A 19,374-nucleotide genomic window follows, 5' to 3' on the forward strand; every position below is an offset into this window, starting at 1 on the left:
GCGTGTCGCCGCATGCCTGAGGCCCCGTGAGCCGCGTTCGAATTCAAAGCAAAGGAACCACCGTGCCGACTTCTTCGCACACCGCCAGCCCGCTTATCGAGACCCTCCCGCCGCAGCGCGTGCTCGCGGTCGACGATCTGACGGTCGCGTTCCGCCGCGGCGACTCGACCTTCAACGCGGTGCGCAATCTGTCGTTCACGGTCGAGCGCGGCGAGACGCTCGCGATCGTCGGCGAATCGGGCTCGGGCAAGTCGGTCACGTCGCTGGCGCTGATGCGGCTGATCGAGCATGGCGGCGGCCGTCTTGCCGGCGGCAGCATCGCCTTCCGGCGGCGCGACGGCAGCGTGCTCGATCTCGCGAAGGCGTCGTCCGGCACGATGCGTACGGTGCGCGGCGCCGACATCGCGATGATCTTCCAGGAGCCGATGACCTCGCTCAATCCGGTCTTCACGGTCGGCGATCAGATCAGCGAGGCGATCGCGCTGCACCAGGGCAAGAGCCGCGAGGCCGCGCGCGCCGAAACCTTGCGTCTGCTCGAGATCGTGCGGATTCCCGAGGCAAGGCGCGTCGCGGCGCGTTACCCGCATCAGCTGTCGGGCGGCATGCGCCAGCGCGTGATGATCGCGATGGCGTTGTCGTGCAAGCCCGCGCTGCTGATCGCCGATGAACCGACCACCGCCCTCGACGTGACGATCCAGGCGCAGATCCTGCAACTGATTCGCGGCTTGCAGGACGAGATGAACATGGGCGTGATCTTCATCACGCACGACATGGGCGTGGTTGCCGAAGTGGCCGACCGCGTGCTCGTGATGTATCGCGGCGAGAAGGTCGAGGAGGGCGCGTCGGACGCGCTGTTCGCCGCGCCGTCGCATCCGTACACGAAGGCGCTGCTCGCGGCGGTGCCTCGGCTCGGCTCGATGCAGGGCACCGATCAGCCCGCGCGCTTTCCGATCCTGAGCGTCGAGCAGGCCGGCGCGAACGGCGCCGATGCGGCGGTGCAGCCGGCGGCGGCTGTCGCCGAAGAAGCGCAGCCGCTGGTGCGCGACGACACGCCGCCGATCCTGCGCGTGCGCGATCTGGTCACGCGCTTTGCGGTCCGTAGCGGCCTGTTCGGCCGTATGACGGGCCGTGTGCATGCGGTCGAAAAAGTCAGCTTCGATCTGCGGCCCGGCGAAACGCTCGCGCTGGTCGGCGAGTCGGGCTGCGGCAAGTCGACCACGGGCCGCTCGCTGCTGAGGCTCGTCGAAAGTCAGCGTGGCTCGATCGAATTCGCTGGCAAGGAAATCAGCTCGCTGACCGGGCCCGCGTTGCAGGCGCTGCGCCGCGATATCCAGTTTATTTTCCAGGACCCGTTCGCGTCGTTGAATCCGCGCTTGACCGTCGGCTTCTCGATCATGGAGCCGCTGCTCGTGCATGGCGTCGCGCGGGGTGGGCAAGCGCAGGCGCGCGTCGCATGGCTGCTCGAGAAAGTCGGTTTGCCGGCCGAGGCCGCGCGCCGCTATCCGCATGAGTTTTCGGGCGGGCAGCGTCAGCGTATCGCGATTGCTCGCGCGCTCGCGCTGAATCCGAAGGTCGTGATCGCCGACGAATCGGTGTCCGCGCTCGACGTCTCCGTGCAGGCGCAGATCGTCAATCTGATGCTCGACCTGCAGCGCGAGCTCGGCGTCGCGTATCTGTTCATTTCGCACGACATGGCGGTGGTCGAGCGGGTCAGCCATCGCGTCGCGGTGATGTATCTCGGCCAGATCGTCGAGATCGGTCCGCGTCGCGCGGTGTTCGAGGCGCCGCAGCATCCGTACACGAAGAAGCTGATGAGCGCGGTGCCGGTCGCCGATCCCGCGCGCCGTCACGCGAAACGCATGCTCGCCGCTGACGATATTCCGAGCCCGATTCGCGCGCTGCACGACGAGCCGGTCGTCGCGCCGCTCGTCGCGGTGGGACCGGATCATTTCGTCGCGCAGCATCGCGTCGGCGGCGCTTATTGAGCGAAGCGCCGCATCGCATTGAAGCGGAAGACCTGAAGCGCGGGACCCGAAGCATCGGCAATCGAAGCAACAGCAAGAGAAACATCAGCAATAGAAGCCACGCCAACCATAACGGCCCTGTCACATCCTTAACTCGCAGCCTGGAGCAATCTCATGAACCTGCTGTTCCCGTCCTCTCCGTTTCGTTTGCGCGCGCTCGTCAGCGGCGGCGCGGTGGTGTTCGCGACGCTCGCGGGCAATCTGGCGCACGCCGAAACGACGGCCGTGATGGCCGTCGCGTCGACCTTCACGTCGCTCGATCCGTACGACGCGAACGACACGCTGTCGCAGGCGGTCGCGAAATCGTTCTATCAGGGGCTGTTCGGCTTCGACAAGGACATGAAGCTCGTCAACGTGCTCGCCGACAGCTACGAGGCGAGCCCCGACGCGCGCGTCTATACGATCAAGCTGCGCCATGGCGTGAAGTTCCAGGACGGCACCGACTTCAATGCGGCCGCCGTGAAGGCGAACTTCGACCGCGTGACCGATCCGGCCAACAAGCTGAAGCGCTACAACATGTTCAGCCGCATCGAGAAAACGGAAGTGGTCGATCCGTACACGGTGCGCGTCACGCTGAAAACGCCGTTCTCGGCGTTCATCAACGTGCTCGCGCATCCGTCTGCGGTGATGATCTCGCCGGACGCGCTGAAGAAGTACGGCAAGGACATCGCGTTTCATCCGGTCGGCACGGGCCCGTTCGAACTCGTGAAGTGGGACCCGGCCGGCGACCTGACCGTGAAGAAGTTCGCCGGCTACTGGAAGAAGGGTTATCCGAAGATCGATGCGATCGACTGGAAGCCGGTCGTCGACAACAACACGCGTGCCGCGCTGATCCGCACCGGCGAAGCGGACTTCGCGTTCCAGGTGCCGTTCGAGCAGGCCGCGCAACTGCAGTCGAGCCCGAAGGTCGATCTGATCGCGGCGCCGTCGATCATCGAGCGCTACATCAGCATGAACATGAACCAGAAGCCGTTCGACAACCCGAAGGTGCGTGAGGCGCTGAATTACGCGGTCAACAAGGAAGCGCTGACGAAGGTCGCGTTCGCCGGTTACGCGACGCCGGCCGACGGCGTCGTGCCGCAGGGCGTCGACTATGCGGTCAAGCTCGGACCCTGGCCGTACGATCCCGCGAAGGCGCGCGAACTGCTGAAGGAAGCGGGCTATCCGAACGGCTTCGAAACGACGCTGTGGTCCGCGTATAACTACTCGACCGCGCAGAAGGTGATCCAGTTCGTGCAGCAGCAGCTCGCGCAGGTCGGCATCAAGGCCAGCGTCGAGGCGCTCGAAGCGGGTCAGCGCGTCGCCAAGGTCGAAAGCGCGCAGGACCCGGCGACCGCGCCGGTGCGGATGTACTACGCGGGCTGGTCGTCGTCGACCGGCGAGGCGGACTGGGCGATCAGCCCGCTGCTGGCGGGCTACTCGATTCCGCCGAAGATGGTCAACACGTCGTACTACAAGAACGACGCGGTCGACAACGATCTGAAGCAGGCGCTCGAAACGACCGACCGCACGCAGAAGGCCGCGCTCTACACCGATGCGCAGAAGCGCATCTGGGCCGACGCGCCGTGGATCTTCCTCGTCAAGGAGAAGGTCGTGTATGCGCGCAGCAAGCGTCTGTCGGGCGCTTACGTCGCGCCGGACGGCTCGTTCAACTTCGACGAGATCGCGATCAAGTGATGAGCTGACGAGGCGGCATGCGCAGGCGGCGGTTCACCCAGCCCGCCGCCGCGCCGCCGCCGCACACGAGTCCTCGTTGCCCGCCTGATTTGCCGCTCATTTGCCGCTCATTTGCCGGATTGGTTTCATGCTGAACTTCCTCGTCAAACGTCTGCTAGGCCTGCTGCCGACGCTCTTCATCGTCGCCGTGCTGGTGTTCCTGTTCGTGCATCTGCTGCCGGGCGATCCGGCGCGGCTCGCCGCCGGTCCCGAAGCGGACGAGGCGACCGTGGCGCTCGTGCGCTCCGACCTCGGGCTCGACAAGCCGCTGCCGCAGCAGTTCGTCCGTTTCTTCTGGCGGATGGCGCATGGCGACTTCGGCGTTTCGACGCGCAGCAAGCGGCCGGTGAGTCAGGAGATCGCGGAACGCTTCTTCCCGACGTTGTGGCTGACGATCGCGAGCATGGTGTGGGCGGTCGTGATCGGCATGGCGATCGGCATCGCCTCGGCGGTGTGGCGCAACCGCTGGCCGGACCGCCTGGGCATGACGCTCGCGGTGTCGGGCATTTCGTTTCCGGCGTTTGCGCTCGGCATGCTGCTGATGCAGATTTTCTCGGTGCAGCTCGGCTGGCTGCCGATCGTCGGCGACGGTTCGTGGCGCAGCTACGTGCTGCCGTCGCTGACGCTCGGCGCGGCGGTCGCGGCCGTGATGGCGCGCTTCACGCGGGCCTCGTTCGTCGAAGTGCTGCACGAGGACTTCGTGCGCACCGCGCGTGCGAAGGGCGTGCCCGAGCGGCTCGTGATCATCAAGCACTGCCTGCGCAACGCGCTGATTCCCGTCGTCACGATGATGGGGTTGCAGTTCGGCTTTCTGCTCGGCGGTTCGATCGTCGTCGAAGTGGTGTTCAACTGGCCGGGCCTCGGCCGTTTGCTCGTCGATGCGGTGTCGATGCGCGACTATCCGATCATTCAGGCCGAGGTGCTGTTGTTCTCGCTCGAATTCATCATCATCAACCTGATCGTCGACGTGCTGTACGCGGTGATCAACCCGACCATCCGTTTCAAGTGAGGCCCGCATGAGCACCACTGCCACCGGGCCGAATGCGGCCACTCCCGTTGCCTCCGAACGCGCGATCCGCACACCGTGGAGCGAATTCTGGCGCAAGTTCCGCAAGCAGCATGTCGCGCTGGCCGCCGGCGTGTTCGTGCTGCTGCTGATCGTGGTCGCGATCATCGCGCCGCATATCGTGCCCTACGACCCCGAGAACTTCTTCGACTACGACGCGCTGAACGCGGGGCCCTCGGCCGCGCACTGGTTCGGCGTCGATTCGCTGGGCCGCGATATCTTCAGCCGCATCCTCGTCGGCTCGCGCATTTCGCTCGAGGCAGGCTTTCTGTCCGTGGCGATCGGCGCGGTGATCGGCACGTTCTTCGGTCTGCTTGCCGGTTACTACGAGGGCTGGTGGGATCGCATCACAATGCGCGTGGCCGACGTGCTGTTCGCGTTCCCCGGCATTCTGCTCGCGATCGGCGTGGTCGCGATTCTCGGCAACGGCATGATCAACGTGATCTGCGCCGTGGCGATCTTCAGCATTCCGGCGTTCGCGCGGCTCGTGCGCGGCAATACGCTGATGCTCAAGCAGCTCACCTATGTCGAGGCGGCACGCAGCATCGGCGCGTCGGACTGGACGATCATGGCGCGGCACATTCTGCCGGGCACGATTTCATCGGTCGTCGTGTATCTGACGATGCGCATCGGCACGTCGATCATCACGGCGGCGAGCCTGTCGTTTCTCGGCTTGGGCGCGCAGCCGCCGACGCCCGAGTGGGGCGCGATGCTCAACGAAGCTCGCGCCGACATGGTGACCGCGCCGCATATCGCGCTGTTTCCGAGCCTCGCTATCTTCCTGACCGTGCTCGCGTTCAACCTGCTCGGCGACGGTCTGCGCGATGCGCTCGATCCGAAGCTGGATCGGCCATGAGCATGAGCAACCATCATTCGGCTGAGCGCGCGCCGCATCTCGGCACGTTGCCGGCCGGAGCGCTCGGCACGATCGCCGACGTGGACGGCGTCAGCGTCGGTCATTGCACGCTTGCCGAAGGCGCGCTGCAAACCGGCGTGACCGTGATCCGGCCGCATCGCGGCGATCCGTTCGTCGACAAGGTGCCGGCCGCCGCGTCGGTGATCAACGGCTTCGGCAAGAGCGTCGGGCTCGTGCAGCTCGACGAACTCGGCACGTTGGAGACGCCGATCGCGCTGACCAACACCTTCGGCGTCGGTACGGTCGCGCAGGCGCAGATCCGCGCGGCGATTCGCGCGAATCCGCGCATCGGCCGCGAATGGTCGACGCTCAATCCGCTCGTGTTCGAGTGCAACGACGGCTACCTGAACGACATTCAGGCGCTTGCCGTGACCGAACGGCATTTCAACGAAGCATTCGACGCGGCAAGCGCCGCTGTCGCGAGCGGTGCGCTCGGCGCGGGGCGCGGCATGTCGTGTTTCGATCTGAAGGGCGGCATCGGCACTGCGTCGCGCGTGTTCAGTGCGGCGGGCCGCGACTACACCGTTGGCGCGCTCGTGCTTGCCAACTTCGGCCGTCTGCCGATGCTGACGATCGACGGCACGCCGCTCGGCCGCATGCTGGCCGAACGCGCGGCCGTCGTTGAGGCGGCGAATGCTGCCAGTGCCGCTGCTCACGCGACCCCCGAGCAACCCGAGCAAGGCTCGATCATCATCATCGTCGCGACCGATGCGCCGCTCGACGCGCGCCAGCTGAAACGCCTGTCGTTGCGCGCGGCGGCCGGTCTCGCGCGCACCGGCTCGGTGTACGGCCACGGCAGCGGCGATATCGCGCTGGCGTTTTCGACCGCGTACACGGTGCCGCACGGCGCGGACTTCGTCGCGCTGCCGCCGCTGGTCGCCGATCACTGTATGGACCCGCTGTTTCGCGGCTGCGCCGACAGCGTCGAGCAGGCGATCGTCGATGCATTGTGGAGCGCCGAGACCGTCACCGGTCGCGACGGCCATCGACGGCTGTCGCTGCGCGACAGCGTGCCGGACCTTGCCCGCCTGCTGAGGAATTGCGCGCGATGAAAGTCCTGATCTCCACCGACATCGAAGGCATCGCCGGCGTGTTCCATGCCGAGCAGACGCGCGCGGGCAACGGCGAATACGAAGCCGCGCGACGCTGGATGACGCTCGAAGCCAACGCGGCCGTCGAAGGCGCGTTCGCGGGCGGCGCGACCGACGTGTGGGTCAATGATTCGCACGGCGGCTTTCGCAACCTGCTGCCCGATCTGCTCGATCCGCGCGCCCAGCTCGTGCTCGGCAAGCCGCGCACGCTGGGCATGATGGCCGGGCTCGAATACGGTGCGGCGCTGGTCGTCATGCTCGGCTATCACGCGAAGGCGCAAACGCGCGGCATCCTCGCGCACACGATCAACAGCTTCGCGTTCGCGCGCGTGGCGTTCAACGGCGTGGAGCTGGGCGAAGCGGGGCTGTACGGTGCGCTCGCCGAAGAATATGGCGCGCGTGTGGTGCTTTTATCGGGTGACGACGTGTTCGCCGAGGAAACCGCGCCGCGTTTTCCCGGCGCGCGTTTCGTCGTCACGAAGAGCGCGACCGGGCAAGCAAGCGGCGTCACGCAGTCGCCCGCGAGCGTGCGCGAGGCGCTGCGGGCCGCCGCGCGCGACGTGCTCCGTCAGCATGTCGAAGCGGGCCGCGCGCCTGCCGCGACGCGCGCGGAGCCGCGAACGATCGACTGTGAACTGCGCGTGCAAACGAGCGGGCTCGCCGATCTGTTCTGCCAATGGCCGACGCTTACGCGCGTCGATGGCGTGACGTTGCGCTTCAGTGCGGCGTCGGCCGAGCATGCGGTGCGGATGCTGAACTGTCTGTCGGCGATGTCGTTCATGCTACGCTGAGCCGCGCGGCGTCGAGCCGCCGGCTTACTGCAGCTGCCGGCTCAACTCGCGCGCCGCGTGATCGATCGCCTCCGCCACCGCTCCGGCGTGCGACACCGGCGCGAGATGGCTCGACGCGACCGGCACCACCTTCGCGCCGATGCGCGCGGCGATCATTCTCTGCAGATCGGGCGACACCGCGTGGTCTTTCGTCGTCAGCACGTACCACGACGGTTTGTCCTTCCAGCCGACCTGATCGACCGGTTCGTCGAATGCGCTCGCGGCGATCGGCACCTGCGCGGCGGCGAGCACGCGTGTGACGGTCTCGGGCACGTCGGCGGCGAGATCGGCGTGATAGCGCGCGCGGTCGATCCACAAAAACCCGTTCGCGTCCTTGCTGATGCTCTGGCCGGCCGGCATCGGGCCGCCGGCCTTCATCACGTCCATCGCCGATTCGTGCAGTTGCGGCGCAAGCGCGGCGACATACACGAGCCCGGCGACGTTCGGCGCGTCCGCGGCGACCTCGGTGATCACGACGCCGCCCCACGAGTGCCCGACCAGCAGCACCGGACCGTTCTCGCGATCGAGCACGCGGCGGGTCGCGGCGACGTCGTCGGCGAGCGAGGTCAGCGGGTTCTGCACCGAGCTCACGTGATAACCCTTTTGCTGCAGCTTCGCGACCACGCCGTTCCAGCTCGATCCGTCGACGAACGCGCCATGCACGAGCACGATGTTGCGCACCGGGCCGCCGAGCGCGGCGGCAGGCGGCTTGCTGGCAGTAGCGGGGGCAGGCGCTGGCGTTGGCTGGCCGCTTGCCTGCGACGCGGCGTCGTCGGCCGGTTGCTGGGCGGCGGGCACCGTTTGCGCGAGCGCGGACGGACTGACGCCCGCGAAACAGAGGCACAACACGGCGGCGCAAAGCAGACGTTGGGGCAACATAGTGAAGCTCCGCGGCATGAAAAGTGGACTTCGGCAACATACCCAGGCGCGATCCCCGTGACAATCACAATCCGCGCGCTTAAGTGCGGCGCAGAACGAAGCGGGCGGCTCCGAATATCAGAGGAATATCGGTCGGGGTAAAATTAGCGTTTTTGCCAGACCGGACCGTACGGTCCAGCCGTGCAATCTGCCACAGCGCTGCCTTCGACAGCGTTCTACACCCAGCGGCGACATGCGGCAGCCCGTTCGTGATGATCTTCTCGCTGATGTCGCTCGTGGTCGCGGCGCTGGTGCTGAACTGGGCGCTGATCAGCCTCACGCATCTGAAGTCGCGCAAGGCGATGGTAGCCGCGGGCGAAACGCTGGTGTTCCGCTCGTTCTGGTTCCCGGTCAGCAACTGGATCTGCCTGGCATTCATGGCGCTGATTCTCGTGATTCTGGCGCTGACGCCGGGCTTGTCGGTCTCGGTGTGGCTGGTGCCGGCATGGCTCGTGCTAATGTGGGGCGGCTACGTGATCAAGCGACGCCGCGAGGTTGCGCGCGCTGGCATGCGGGCCGCGAGCCGATAAGCGCCGATCGGCGCGACGTGCGTGGCATTCCGCGGCGAACACGGCGATTGGCCGCCTACGAACGATCTTCGCGCGCCGAAGTTCCCGATATAGGTCGGTCTCGTGTGGGCGAGCGCACAGATCGATTTTTGCGAATCGGTAATCTCTGTCCGGTCGTCCGGCACGAAGCCGGCATGGCTGGCCATGCCGGCCATCCCCGGACCGTACCGGCGACATGGTCTGCTGGTACGCCCCCGCTAGCGCGGGTCTCAAGGGCGCAGCTACTCCCACGTTGATTGACGTACCGCGGAGAGACACCATGTTCAACGCAGGCGCCGTACGGACCAGGTCGAACTTCGGCGCGGGTGCCGCGCTGCTTTTGCTGATTGCGGTGGCCTGCCTCGCGCTGCGTATCCTTCACGTCGTCGCCAAGTTTCGTGGCAACGTCCCTGACGCCTTCGGCGATTTCAATTTCTACCTGTACGCCTTCAACGTCGTGCTGCATGACCCGGCGCGCCTGTACGATTACGACGCGCTCATCGCGTTTTTGCAGGGCATCGGCGGGCGCTCGACGGGCGACGACATCTTCTACGCCTACCCGCCGCAGTTCGCGCTGGTGTTTGCGCCGCTCGCGCTGCTGACGCCGCTCGCCGCGAAAATCGTCTGGGTGAGTGCGTCGATCGTGTTGTTCTCGGTGGCTTTGTATCTCGTCGTCACGATGGCGTGCCGCGGCACGGAGCGCAGCGTGAACCTGCTGCTGGTGGCGGTCGCGCTGCTGAGCTTTCCGCTCTTCGAAGATACCTACGACGGCCAATCGAACGAACTGCTGTTCTTCCTGTTGGTTGCGACTTTCGCGCTGATCGAGCGTGGCAAAGGTTATGCCGCTGGACTCTTTCTTGGCTTTGCGATCGCGATCAAGCTCACGCCCCTGGCCGTCGCCGGCCTGCTGTTGCTGCGTCGCGAATGGCGGACGTTCGTGATGGCGAGCGTCGTTGCGATTGCGTTGACGTTGATCACCGGAGCGCGCCTCGGCTTCGATGTTTTGTGGCACTACTTCGTGTCGGACATGCCGCGCCTGAACGGCATGGCACTGGCGATGAGCGGTGGCGGCGCGCCGATGAACAATGCCGTGAGGGGCGCGCTGCAGACGCTATCGGCGACGATCGGCATGCCGGTGTCCGGTACATTGCTGTCGATTGCTTCGCATGCGTTGGTGCTGGCTGCTTGCCTGCTGTCCGCGTATCTGGTGTTTCGCCGCCATCGGGACAGCCGCATCGACTACGCGCTCGCTTCGATGACGATGCTCGTGGCTTATCCGATCCTCGAGCCGATCCACATGGTGCTCGCGTTGATCCCGTTGCTGATCTTGCTGGGGACCGCCTTCGAAGCGCGCGGCGGGCAGTTGTCGGCGCTCGGTCCGAGACTGGAGATGCTGCTGGCCGCGGTCGTCGTGGTCTTGCTGTTCTTTGCGGCGCGATTCGTGTCCTACACGGTCGCGGCGCTGATCATTTACGGGCTCTGTGTCGCAAGGTACTTTCCACCGTCGGGAGTGAGGCGGCGAGGGCGTGCTTACCAGCCTGGATGAATGATCCCGGTGTGGCTAAAGGGTTTTTGATGGGAGATGCGACTGGCGATGTCTTCCGGACGATTGGGAATCGGGAAGATTGTTTGATGGCAGGGCCGGAATGAAAAAATTCCTGCTATCGCTTTGCTTGAGCGGGTTTGAGGAATTTTGCCGGTACGGATACCACCAAAAATACCACCGGGCGTGCGTATTTGCCGGAATGAGCGAGCGAAAGCTTGTCGGCGAAAGGGGCATATTACAGTCGGCCGAGTTCGACCCTGAACAGCCTTTCAGTTCTTCCAATAACGGCCGTTCAACATACGCGGCTAACCACCGCGGCCTACACGCCAGCCAGCGCTGGCAACTCCACGCCATACGAACTGCGTTCGGACCGGCGGCTCATCGGTGGTTGATGCATCACTTGGCTCGGATGCGGCGCGCTATCGACGCGCTTCTGTAAGCGCGATGGATTGCGGGCGTTTTTCTTTTCGAGAATGGCTCGGCTCAGAAATTCGGCGCTATAGGCTTTCAGCAAGTGTGCATGATGCGTTTCGATATACGAGGCAATCTGCTCCTGTTCGCCGTCAATCATGGCCAAGGACATCAGCGTGCGCTCATCCCAACGGAAACGCAGGCCGAGTTCGTCGAAAGCGACGTTATAGGCACAAAGTTGTGCCTGGACTTCCGCGTCATGCGCGCTGTCGCGAACATGGAATTGAGAGGGATTCATGATCGACTCCTTCCGGCAAATGGCCTGAGCAGAGAATAGGAGACCGCATAAATAAACAACAGTTAAAGTTTTTTCGAATATCTATATTAATTTGTTTATACGTGGCAGCCGTTGCAACGGCGTTGATGGAAGGCACTCATTTCTCGCAGTGCTGCAATACGTACAGAGCATCACACGAAATCCGACGACCTCCAGCGCAGCGGGGGAACCCAGTCGCGCGTGCTCTCCGATCCGTTCAATTTCCAAATCGAACGCCCGCTGGGCGAAACCCAATTTCATAGGTCTGCGGGCGAAAAAATTACATGCCAGTCAATGTCTGGACGACTTGCCGCTGGCAGGGAGCCGCGTTCCGCATCAACGCGGCCGACCCGTATATTACGGATGCCTAATGCAAACCATAAAATGTTTTAACTTTCGTTTATCACTCTTCTCGCGCAGCATCTCCTCACCCACGCTGCTCGTGCAATAGCTCGCACCTCCACTGTTGTGCGTTCAACGAGCAAGGGGTTTTTCATTAGTGCAATACCCTCTGGCCGACCATTGGCGCTTCATTGCCGCAGGCGAACCGGCGACGAAGCGATTCGATCACGTAAGTCCAACGCGCCGCTTGAGCGCGACGGAATATGCAGGAGACGAAGACATGGGACATTCGAACGTATTGGATGGCGGCCGCGCACGATTCTGGCATCACCGGTGGGTGCAACTCGCTATCGGCATCGTGTGCATGGGGCTCGTCGCGAATCTGCAGTATGCGTGGACGCTGTTCGTCGTACCAATGGACAACGCCCACCATTGGGGTCAGGCAGCGATCCAGACCGCATTCACGATTTTCATCGTCACTGAAACCTGGCTCGTCCCCGTCGAAGGCTGGCTCGTCGACAAGTTCGGGCCACGCCCGGTTGTGACCGGCGGTGCGCTGTGCGCAGCGCTCGGCTGGATCATCAACGCGCATGCGAGCAGTCTCGCGGAGCTATACGTCGCAGCAGTCATCGCCGGCATCGGCGCGGGCTGTGTGTATGGCACCTGCGTCGGCATGGCGCTCAAATGGTTTCCGGACAAACGCGGTCTCGCAGCCGGTTTGACAGCGGCGGGTTTCGGCGCCGGCGCGGCCGTCACAGTGATACCGATTGCCAACATGATCCAGCGTTCGGGCTACGAGCACGCGTTCATGTTCTTCGGCATTTTCCAGGGTGTCTGCATCCTGCTGCTCGCTACCATGCTGGTACGGCCGAAGCCGCCCGCCAGTGCGATCCCGACTAAACGTATCGTTGCAAGCAAGATCGACTACACGTCCGGCGAGATGATCCGCTCGCCGCTCTTCTGGGTGCTGTATCTGATGTTCGTGTTCGTTGCGGCCGGCGGCATCATTGCGACCGCGCAGCTTGGGCCGATCGCGAAGGAATACGGCTTTGCCAGGCTGCCTGTGAGTTTGATCGGCATCACGCTGCCGCTCCTCACGATGACGCTGTCGATCGACAATCTGTGCAATGGACTCACCCGTCCCCTATGCGGATTTCTGTCTGACCGCATTGGCCGCGAAAACACGATGTTCATGATCTTCCTCGGCGAAGGCGTCGCGTTGCTGGGACTGATGCAGTTTGGCCACAACCCGTATGCATTCATGTTCTTCGCGGCCGCTGTATTCCTCTGCTGGGGCGAGATTTTCTCGATCTTCCCCGCGACCTGCGCGGACACGTTCGGCAGCAAATACGCCGCTGCGAATGCGGGGACGCTTTACACGGCGAAGGGTACGGCCTCGATGCTGGTGCCGGTCGCATCGCTTCTGTCGGCGAATGGCGGCTGGAGCACGGTGTTCATCTCGGCGGCAGTGATATCGATCGCGGCCGCCATATCCGCGAAGTTCATCCTTGCACCCATGAGAAAGCGCTGGATCGAAAACTCGGGCGTGCCAGCAGGCGTAGCCATTGCCGAAGCACGGCTGCAGCAGTGGCCCGGCGGCTCATCTGAATAAACGACAGCGTGAGTGCACCGCTCACGACCAACCACACAACGCTCCACCACCAGGAGACATGTCATGGCAGAAGCCGACCAGCTCACAACAGAGGGCACGTTGAAACAACAGGCGACCGAAACGACCGACGGATTCCATCTCGTCATCGATGCGCTGAAACTGAACGACATCAACACCATTTTTGGACTGGTCGGCATCCCCATTACCGACCTGGCGCGACTGGCACAAGCCGAAGGAATGCGTTTCATCGGCTTTCGTCATGAACAGCACGCCGGCAACGCGGCAGCCATATCCGGCTACATCACGCAGAAGCCGGGCATCTGCCTGACCGTGTCGGCGCCGGGCTTTCTCAACGGCCTGACCGCCCTCGCCAATGCGACCACTAACTGTTTCCCGATGATCCTGATCAGCGGCTCGAGCGAACGCGAAATCGTCGATCTGCAGCAAGGCGATTACGAAGAAATGGATCAGTTGAACGCGGCCAAGCCTTACGCGAAGGCTGCATATCGCGTTCTGCACGCGGAGGATATTGGCATAGGCGTAGCGCGTGCGATCCGCGCGGCGGTGTCGGGCCGACCGGGTGGCGTGTATCTGGATTTACCGGCCAAACTGCTTTCGCAAACGCTGGACGCCGTGAAGGCGCAGCAGTCGCTGGTGAAAGTCGTCGACGCCGCACCGCGTCAGCTGCCGGCGCCGGAATCCGTCGAACGTGCGATCGAGGTGCTGAAGAGCGCCAAACGTCCGTTGATCCTGCTGGGCAAGGGCGCGGCGTACGCGCAGGCTGACGCCGAGATCCGCGGCTTCGTCGAGCAAAGCGGCATTCCGTATCTGCCGATGTCGATGGCCAAGGGCCTGCTGCCCGATACACATGAGCAATCGGCGTCAGCGGCGCGCTCGTTCGTGCTCCAGGAAGCCGACGTGGTCGTGTTGATCGGCGCGCGTCTGAACTGGCTGCTCTCGCACGGCAAAGGCAAGACGTGGGGAGCGCAGCCGAAGAGATTCATCCAGGTCGATATCTCGCCGACGGAAATCGACAGCAACGTTGCGATTGCCGCGCCGGTGATCGGCGATATCGGTTCATGCGTGGCGGCGCTTCGCGCCCGCATCGACGCGAGCTTCGGCAAACCGGACGCCGAGTGGATCGGAGCGATCGCCGAGCGCAAAAACAGGAATCTCGCCAAGATGGCCGCGACGCTCGACAAGAACCCGTCGCCGATGAACTTCCACAGCGCGTTGCGCGCGATTCGCGATGTGCTGAAGACGCGCCCGGAAATCAACGTCGTCAACGAAGGCGCGAATACGCTCGACTACGCGCGCAGCATTATCGACATGTACGAGCCGCGCAAACGCTTTGATTCGGGCACGTGGGGAATCATGGGTATCGGTATGGGTTTCGCTATCGGCGCAGCGGTAACGACAGGCAAACCGGTTGTCGCGATCGAAGGCGATAGCGCGTTCGGATTCAGCGGCATGGAACTCGAAACGATCTGCCGTTACGACTTGCCGGTTTGCACGGTCGTATTCAACAACAACGGCGTGTATCGCGGCACCGACGTGAACCCGACGGGCGGCAAGGACGTCGCGCCGACCGTATTCGTGAAGGGTGCGCGTTACGACAGGATGATCGAGGCATTCGGCGGTGTTGGCTACAACGCGACCACTCCGCAAGAACTGGCGAAGGCGCTGCTCGAGGCTATCGCATCAGGCAAGCCGACCTTGATCAATGCCGTCATCGACGAAGCGGCCGGAACCGAAAGCGGCCGACTGACCAATCTGAATCCGCAAAGCGCGGCAATGAAAAAGTAATCAGGCTAACTCAGGAGATACCCAAATGACCAAACCTCTCGAAGGGATCAAGATCATCGACTTCACCCACGTTCAAGCCGGTCCCGCGTGCACGCAGTTGCTCGCCTGGTTCGGCGCCGATGTGATCAAGGTCGAAAGACCGGGTTCGGGCGATGTGACGCGTAACCAGCTGCGCGACATTCCCGATGCCGACGCGCTGTACTTCACGATGCTCAACAGCAATAAGAAGTCGCTAACGCTGGACACGAAAAAAGCCGAAGGCAAGGAGGTGCTCGAAAAGCTGATCCGCGAGTCCGACGTTCTGGTCGAAAATTTTGGGCCGGGGGCGTTGGACCGGATGGGATTTTCGTGGGAGCGCCTGAATGAACTCAATCCGAAGATGATCGTCGCCTCGGTGAAGGGCTTCAGCGACGGCCATCACTACGATGACCTGAAAGTCTACGAAAACGTCGCCCAATGCGCAGGCGGCGCGGCGTCCACCACCGGCTTCTGGGACGGTCCGCCGACCATTAGCGCCGCTGCGCTCGGCGACAGCAACACCGGCATGCATCTGGCGATCGGCATTCTCACCGCGCTGCTGGGCCGCGACAAAACCGGCAAGGGCCAGAAGGTCGCGGTGTCGATGCAGGACAGCGTGCTGAACCTGTGCCGGGTGAAATTGCGTGACCAGCAGCGGCTTGAGCGAGTTGGCTATCTTGAGGAATATCCGCAATATCCGCACGGCGAATTCAGCGACGTGGTGCCACGCGGCGGAAATGCGGGCGGCGGCGGTCAACCGGGCTGGGTGCTGAAGTGCAAAGACTGGGAGACGGACCCGAACGCCTACATCTACTTCACGATCCAGGGGCATGCATGGGAGCCGATCTGCAAAGCACTCGGCAAGCCAGAGTGGATCGATGACCCAGCCTACAAGACCGCTGAAGCGCGTCAGCCCCATATCTTCGAAATTTTCAAGACGATCGAAGCGTGGCTTGCCGACAAGACGAAATTCGAAGCGGTCGACATCTTGCGCAAGTTCGACATTCCGTGCGCGCCGGTGCTGACGATGAAAGAACTGGCCAACGATCCGTCGTTGCGCGCGAGCGGCACGATTGTCGAGGTGCCGCACAAGAAACGCGGCTCGTATCTGACCGTCGGCAGCCCGATCAAGTTCTCGGACATGAAGCCGCACGTCACCGCGTCGCCGCTGCTCGGAGAACATACGGACGAAGTGCTGGCGGGCCTTGGCTACAGCCAGCAGGACATCTTCAATCTACGCGAAATCAAAGCAGTTTAACGGTGTCACACAGGCGCAGTTTCAGCTTCTGACGTGCAAATGCGGTACCCCTGACGGCGCCGCATCCGATTTAAGTACACCCATTCGCTTTGGAGGAACGCCGTGCAAACTGCCATCGACTTCCAGCAACTTGCCAACGCAATCGGCGACGCCATCATCATCTCCAATTCCGGTGGCAGCATCACTTTCTGGAACCCCGCGGCCGAACGCATGTTCGGATTTACGCAGAGCGAGGCGCTCGGAAAGTCGCTGGACCTGATCATTCCGGAACGCTTGCGCGGCCGCCATTGGGATGGCTATCACAAGACCATGGCAACGGGCGAAACGCGTTACGGCAATGATGTGCTGCGCGTCCCCGCTGTGGACAAGGACGGACGGTCAATGTCGATCGCCTTTACAGTGGCGTTGCTACGTTCGCAGCAAAACGAACTCACCGGCATCGTCGCAGTGATCCGCGACGAAACCGCCCGCTTCCAGCAGGATCGTGTGCTACGCAAACGTCTTGCGGAGCTGGAGGCGTCCCAAGGCGCGTGAGACGCCGCCGGAATGAGCAACTCCCGTTCCGCGTCTACCGCTATCGCAGCCGGGATGGCGGGCGTTGCCGCAGCCAGCGGCGCAAGCGCGCAAGCACGGTCCGAGGATGTCCCGGCGAGCCTTGGTCGACATAGAGAAAGTCTGGGCCTTGCTGCGGTTGCGCCGCAGCATCGCCGCCAACTTCCTTAGCCGACCGACTATAGCGGACGCTCGATTGCGCGCCCACCGCGAGTCAGCTTTTTGAGTACAGCGGCCGTTCGACGCACGGGACCGGCTTGGCGAGCGATCTGGAATGGCATGACGAAGCGCAACAAGCTCCCGGCGTGAAACTCCGGGGCGCAAGGCCGTCCCGGTCAGAGCACGTGCGACGGAAAACGGGGGATCTGGACCGTGAAGGTCGTCCTGCCGTCTTTCGACCCGGCCTGTATGGTGCCGTTCCACGCTTATATTCCCTGCACCGTGCTGGACTGCGTTCACAAGCAGGTTAATCAGCAGTTGGCCGATGCGGGCGCGGTCCCACTTGCCGGCAGTCTCGCCCGTAACGCGCACGTCAATCCGTGCATCCGATACGAAGCGCGTACCTCATCTGCCGCATCGTTGCAGATATGCCCGATGTCCCGCGACGTGAAGTCCACTGGAAGCGCGTCACCCAGGCGGGTACGCGTGAAGACGAGAAGATCGTCAATCATCCGCTTCATGCGCACGGCGCCGCGTTGCGCGATCGCCACTGACGTGGACGGATTTGCGGTGGCGCGGCAACCGAACGCGACGCTCGGACCAACGACGGAAACTGGCCGAACTCGACTATTCTGACGGTGCGCAACCGGTTCCCGGTGCAACATTCGTCGAAGACCTTGTTTCGGGGCACCTTGCGGGGTACATCGAGCACGGGTTATCAGTTCGCGCTCAGTTCCTGCTGTCGCCGAACTCGCGCGTCTTCGTCAAGACGTGTCTCTTCGAGTTCCTGCAGCACGCTGTCGAGGTCGACTGGTCGCGTGTCGAGCTCGATGCGGCCGGTCAATTTGACATCGACTTTCAGCTCGCCTGCTTCGAACAGCGCCCAGATCTCCGTTCCGTAATCCGCGCCGAGAATTTGCGGTGCAAACCGTCCGAAGTACGCAGCGAGGTTGTCGACGTCACGCTTGAGCATCGAGGCGGCTTCGTTGTTGGCGGCGGCGTCGATGGCCTGAGGCAGATCGATGATCACTGGTCCATCAGCCGCCAGCAGGATGTTGTATTCGGACAGGTCGCCGTGAATCACACCCGCGCAGAGCATGCGGACAACCTGGTTGAGCAGCAGGGCGTGCAGTTCAAGGGCGCGCGCTTCAGTCAGATGGACGTCGTTGAGGCGTGGCGCGACGTCACCCGTTGCGTCGACCACCAGTTCCATCAGTAACACCCCATCGGTACAGATATAAGGTTGCGGCACTCGCACGCCCCCGTCGGCAAGTCGGAACAGTGCGTCGACTTCGGCGTTTTGCCACAACTCCTCCTGCATCTGGCGCCCGTAGCGAGTACCTTTTTCCATCGCACGCGCCTGCCGGCTGTTCTTGACCTTGCGGCCGTCCCGATACGATGCGGCTTGCCGGAAACTGCGCTGCTTCGCGTCCTTGTAGACCTTTGCACACCGCATCGAGTCGCCGCTGCGCACGACGTAGACGGTTGCTTCCTTGCCGCTCATCAACTGGCCGATCACTTCGTCGATGAGTCCTTCGTCAAGAAGCGGTGCAAGCCGTTTGGGTATTTTCATACGACCGACCAGTGCGGCTCGTGGCGCGTGCGTTCGAAATGCGTGGAAGGCGAATGGGTCGCTGAGGTGTGCGGAATCGGCGAACCGATGAATCGCGTGGGCGGTTCCGCTCGTCGGGTTGCTGCATGGGGAGTGGAGGTAGTCATGCCGGATTATAAAGGGAGCGAGGGGGAGGCGACTCAAATCAAATCTCCTGGCGACTGCGCAGATGCATTGTCGCCGCTCCTGGCCGCTGGCTACTCGCCACGACGGGCAGCGCCCGACCCACAACGGGCATTCGACTTTCTCCAAAGCGGCAACGGTTGCGCAGGTGTCGATTTTTGGTCTCTTCGAGGATGCGCTCGCGGACGTACGCGCCGTATTGGCACGAACAGCGGCTTCGGGCGAACGATCTGCTGCGCGAGTGCCGCCAGCGGCTGGAAAGGTCATAGACCAGCGGTACGGTCGCTGCCCGCGAGCATCCGCGCTACGGGCGCGAAAAACCGCAATGTTCCTGCGGGCGCTTTTTTCCGTTTCATCGAGAGCCGTGGAGATTTTGGGCTGTCGCCCATGTACGGACTGCCTGTCGCACGGTAACTATCTGACTGCTGTCAACCCCGGCAGCGACTTCAGATAGACCATCGACACACCTATGTCTCTGTCCATACTTGAAATGCACTCCGTGGAGCTGTT

16 protein-coding genes are annotated in these 19,374 nt (G+C 63.2%); 13 read left to right on the forward strand and 3 right to left on the reverse strand.

All coding sequences use genetic code 11. From position 1 onward, the window contains the following. Nucleotides 1–62 precede the first annotated feature (62 nt). From HDG37_RS23225 to HDG37_RS23250, 6 genes are all read left to right on the forward strand, one after another. Nucleotides 63–1,985, forward strand: coding sequence for a dipeptide ABC transporter ATP-binding protein (locus HDG37_RS23225; RefSeq protein ID WP_184051629.1), 1,923 nt, complete (start codon nucleotides 63–65; stop codon nucleotides 1,983–1,985). Nucleotides 1,986–2,138: 153 nt separating this feature from the next. Further along, nucleotides 2,139–3,701, forward strand: coding sequence for a glutathione ABC transporter substrate-binding protein GsiB (gene gsiB, locus HDG37_RS23230; protein ID WP_090801538.1), 1,563 nt, complete (start codon nucleotides 2,139–2,141; stop codon nucleotides 3,699–3,701). A gap of 127 nt (nucleotides 3,702–3,828) precedes the next feature. Further along, complete coding sequence (gene gsiC / locus HDG37_RS23235) at nucleotides 3,829–4,749, forward strand: glutathione ABC transporter permease GsiC (RefSeq protein ID WP_090801536.1); 921 nt, start codon at nucleotides 3,829–3,831, stop codon at nucleotides 4,747–4,749. 7 nt (nucleotides 4,750–4,756) lie between these two features. After that, complete coding sequence (gene gsiD, locus HDG37_RS23240; protein WP_184051631.1) at nucleotides 4,757–5,662, forward strand: glutathione ABC transporter permease GsiD; 906 nt, start codon at nucleotides 4,757–4,759, stop codon at nucleotides 5,660–5,662. Beyond that, complete coding sequence (locus HDG37_RS23245; RefSeq protein ID WP_184051633.1) at nucleotides 5,659–6,774, forward strand: P1 family peptidase; 1,116 nt, start codon at nucleotides 5,659–5,661, stop codon at nucleotides 6,772–6,774. Before gsiD ends, HDG37_RS23245 begins: the two co-directional genes overlap by 4 nt. Next, nucleotides 6,771–7,604 carry a M55 family metallopeptidase gene (locus HDG37_RS23250; protein ID WP_184051635.1) on the forward strand — a complete coding sequence of 278 codons (834 nt, stop codon included), beginning with the start codon at nucleotides 6,771–6,773 and terminating at the stop codon, nucleotides 7,602–7,604. Before HDG37_RS23245 ends, HDG37_RS23250 begins: the two co-directional genes overlap by 4 nt. Nucleotides 7,605–7,628: 24 nt before the next feature. Here HDG37_RS23250 and HDG37_RS23255 read toward each other — a convergent pair whose 3' ends face one another. Next, a complete protein-coding gene (locus HDG37_RS23255) occupies nucleotides 7,629–8,522 on the reverse strand; it encodes an alpha/beta fold hydrolase (protein WP_184051636.1) in 894 nt (297 codons plus the stop codon). Between the two features lie 248 nt (nucleotides 8,523–8,770). Here HDG37_RS23255 and HDG37_RS23260 point away from each other — a divergent pair, with 248 nt between their 5' ends. Both HDG37_RS23260 and HDG37_RS23265 read left to right on the forward strand, forming a co-directional pair. Beyond that, a complete protein-coding gene (locus HDG37_RS23260) occupies nucleotides 8,771–9,091 on the forward strand; it encodes a hypothetical protein (RefSeq protein ID WP_409260240.1) in 321 nt (106 codons plus the stop codon). Nucleotides 9,092–9,389: 298 nt separating this feature from the next. Then, complete coding sequence (locus tag HDG37_RS23265; RefSeq protein ID WP_184051638.1) at nucleotides 9,390–10,655, forward strand: glycosyltransferase family 87 protein; 1,266 nt, start codon at nucleotides 9,390–9,392, stop codon at nucleotides 10,653–10,655. 319 nt (nucleotides 10,656–10,974) lie between these two features. Here HDG37_RS23265 and HDG37_RS23270 read toward each other — a convergent pair whose 3' ends face one another. Next, nucleotides 10,975–11,364 carry a hypothetical protein gene (locus tag HDG37_RS23270; RefSeq protein WP_184051640.1) on the reverse strand — a complete coding sequence of 130 codons (390 nt, stop codon included), beginning with the start codon at nucleotides 11,362–11,364 and terminating at the stop codon, nucleotides 10,975–10,977. Between the two features lie 640 nt (nucleotides 11,365–12,004). On the opposite strand from HDG37_RS23270, the gene oxlT reads away from it, so the two are divergent. From oxlT to HDG37_RS39450, 5 genes are all read left to right on the forward strand, one after another. Continuing rightward, nucleotides 12,005–13,336 (forward strand): oxalate/formate MFS antiporter, encoded by a 1,332-nt coding sequence (gene oxlT / locus HDG37_RS23275; protein ID WP_184051643.1) that lies wholly within the window; start codon nucleotides 12,005–12,007, stop codon nucleotides 13,334–13,336. Between the two features lie 63 nt (nucleotides 13,337–13,399). Next, nucleotides 13,400–15,142 (forward strand): oxalyl-CoA decarboxylase, encoded by a 1,743-nt coding sequence (gene oxc, locus HDG37_RS23280; RefSeq protein ID WP_184051645.1) that lies wholly within the window; start codon nucleotides 13,400–13,402, stop codon nucleotides 15,140–15,142. 25 nt (nucleotides 15,143–15,167) lie between these two features. Beyond that, a complete protein-coding gene (gene frc / locus HDG37_RS23285) occupies nucleotides 15,168–16,418 on the forward strand; it encodes a formyl-CoA transferase (RefSeq protein WP_184051647.1) in 1,251 nt (416 codons plus the stop codon). A 102-nt stretch (nucleotides 16,419–16,520) separates the two neighbouring features. Further along, nucleotides 16,521–16,952 carry a PAS domain S-box protein gene (locus tag HDG37_RS23290; RefSeq protein WP_184051649.1) on the forward strand — a complete coding sequence of 144 codons (432 nt, stop codon included), beginning with the start codon at nucleotides 16,521–16,523 and terminating at the stop codon, nucleotides 16,950–16,952. Nucleotides 16,953–17,557: 605 nt separating this feature from the next. Next, on the forward strand, nucleotides 17,558–17,683 hold the full coding sequence (locus HDG37_RS39450) for a hypothetical protein (protein WP_260334965.1): 126 nt from the start codon (nucleotides 17,558–17,560) through the stop codon (nucleotides 17,681–17,683). 164 nt (nucleotides 17,684–17,847) lie between these two features. Here the strand turns inward: HDG37_RS39450 and HDG37_RS23295 are convergent, their stop codons facing one another. Then, entirely contained in the window at nucleotides 17,848–18,702 is an 855-nt protein-coding gene (locus HDG37_RS23295) for a PA4780 family RIO1-like protein kinase (protein WP_184051664.1), read from the reverse strand. Nucleotides 18,703–19,374: the final 672 nt, after the last annotated feature.

Origin of the sequence: Paraburkholderia sp. MM5384-R2 (genome assembly GCF_014201025.1) — a bacterium.
Classification (GTDB): domain Bacteria; phylum Pseudomonadota; class Gammaproteobacteria; order Burkholderiales; family Burkholderiaceae; genus Paraburkholderia; species Paraburkholderia tuberum.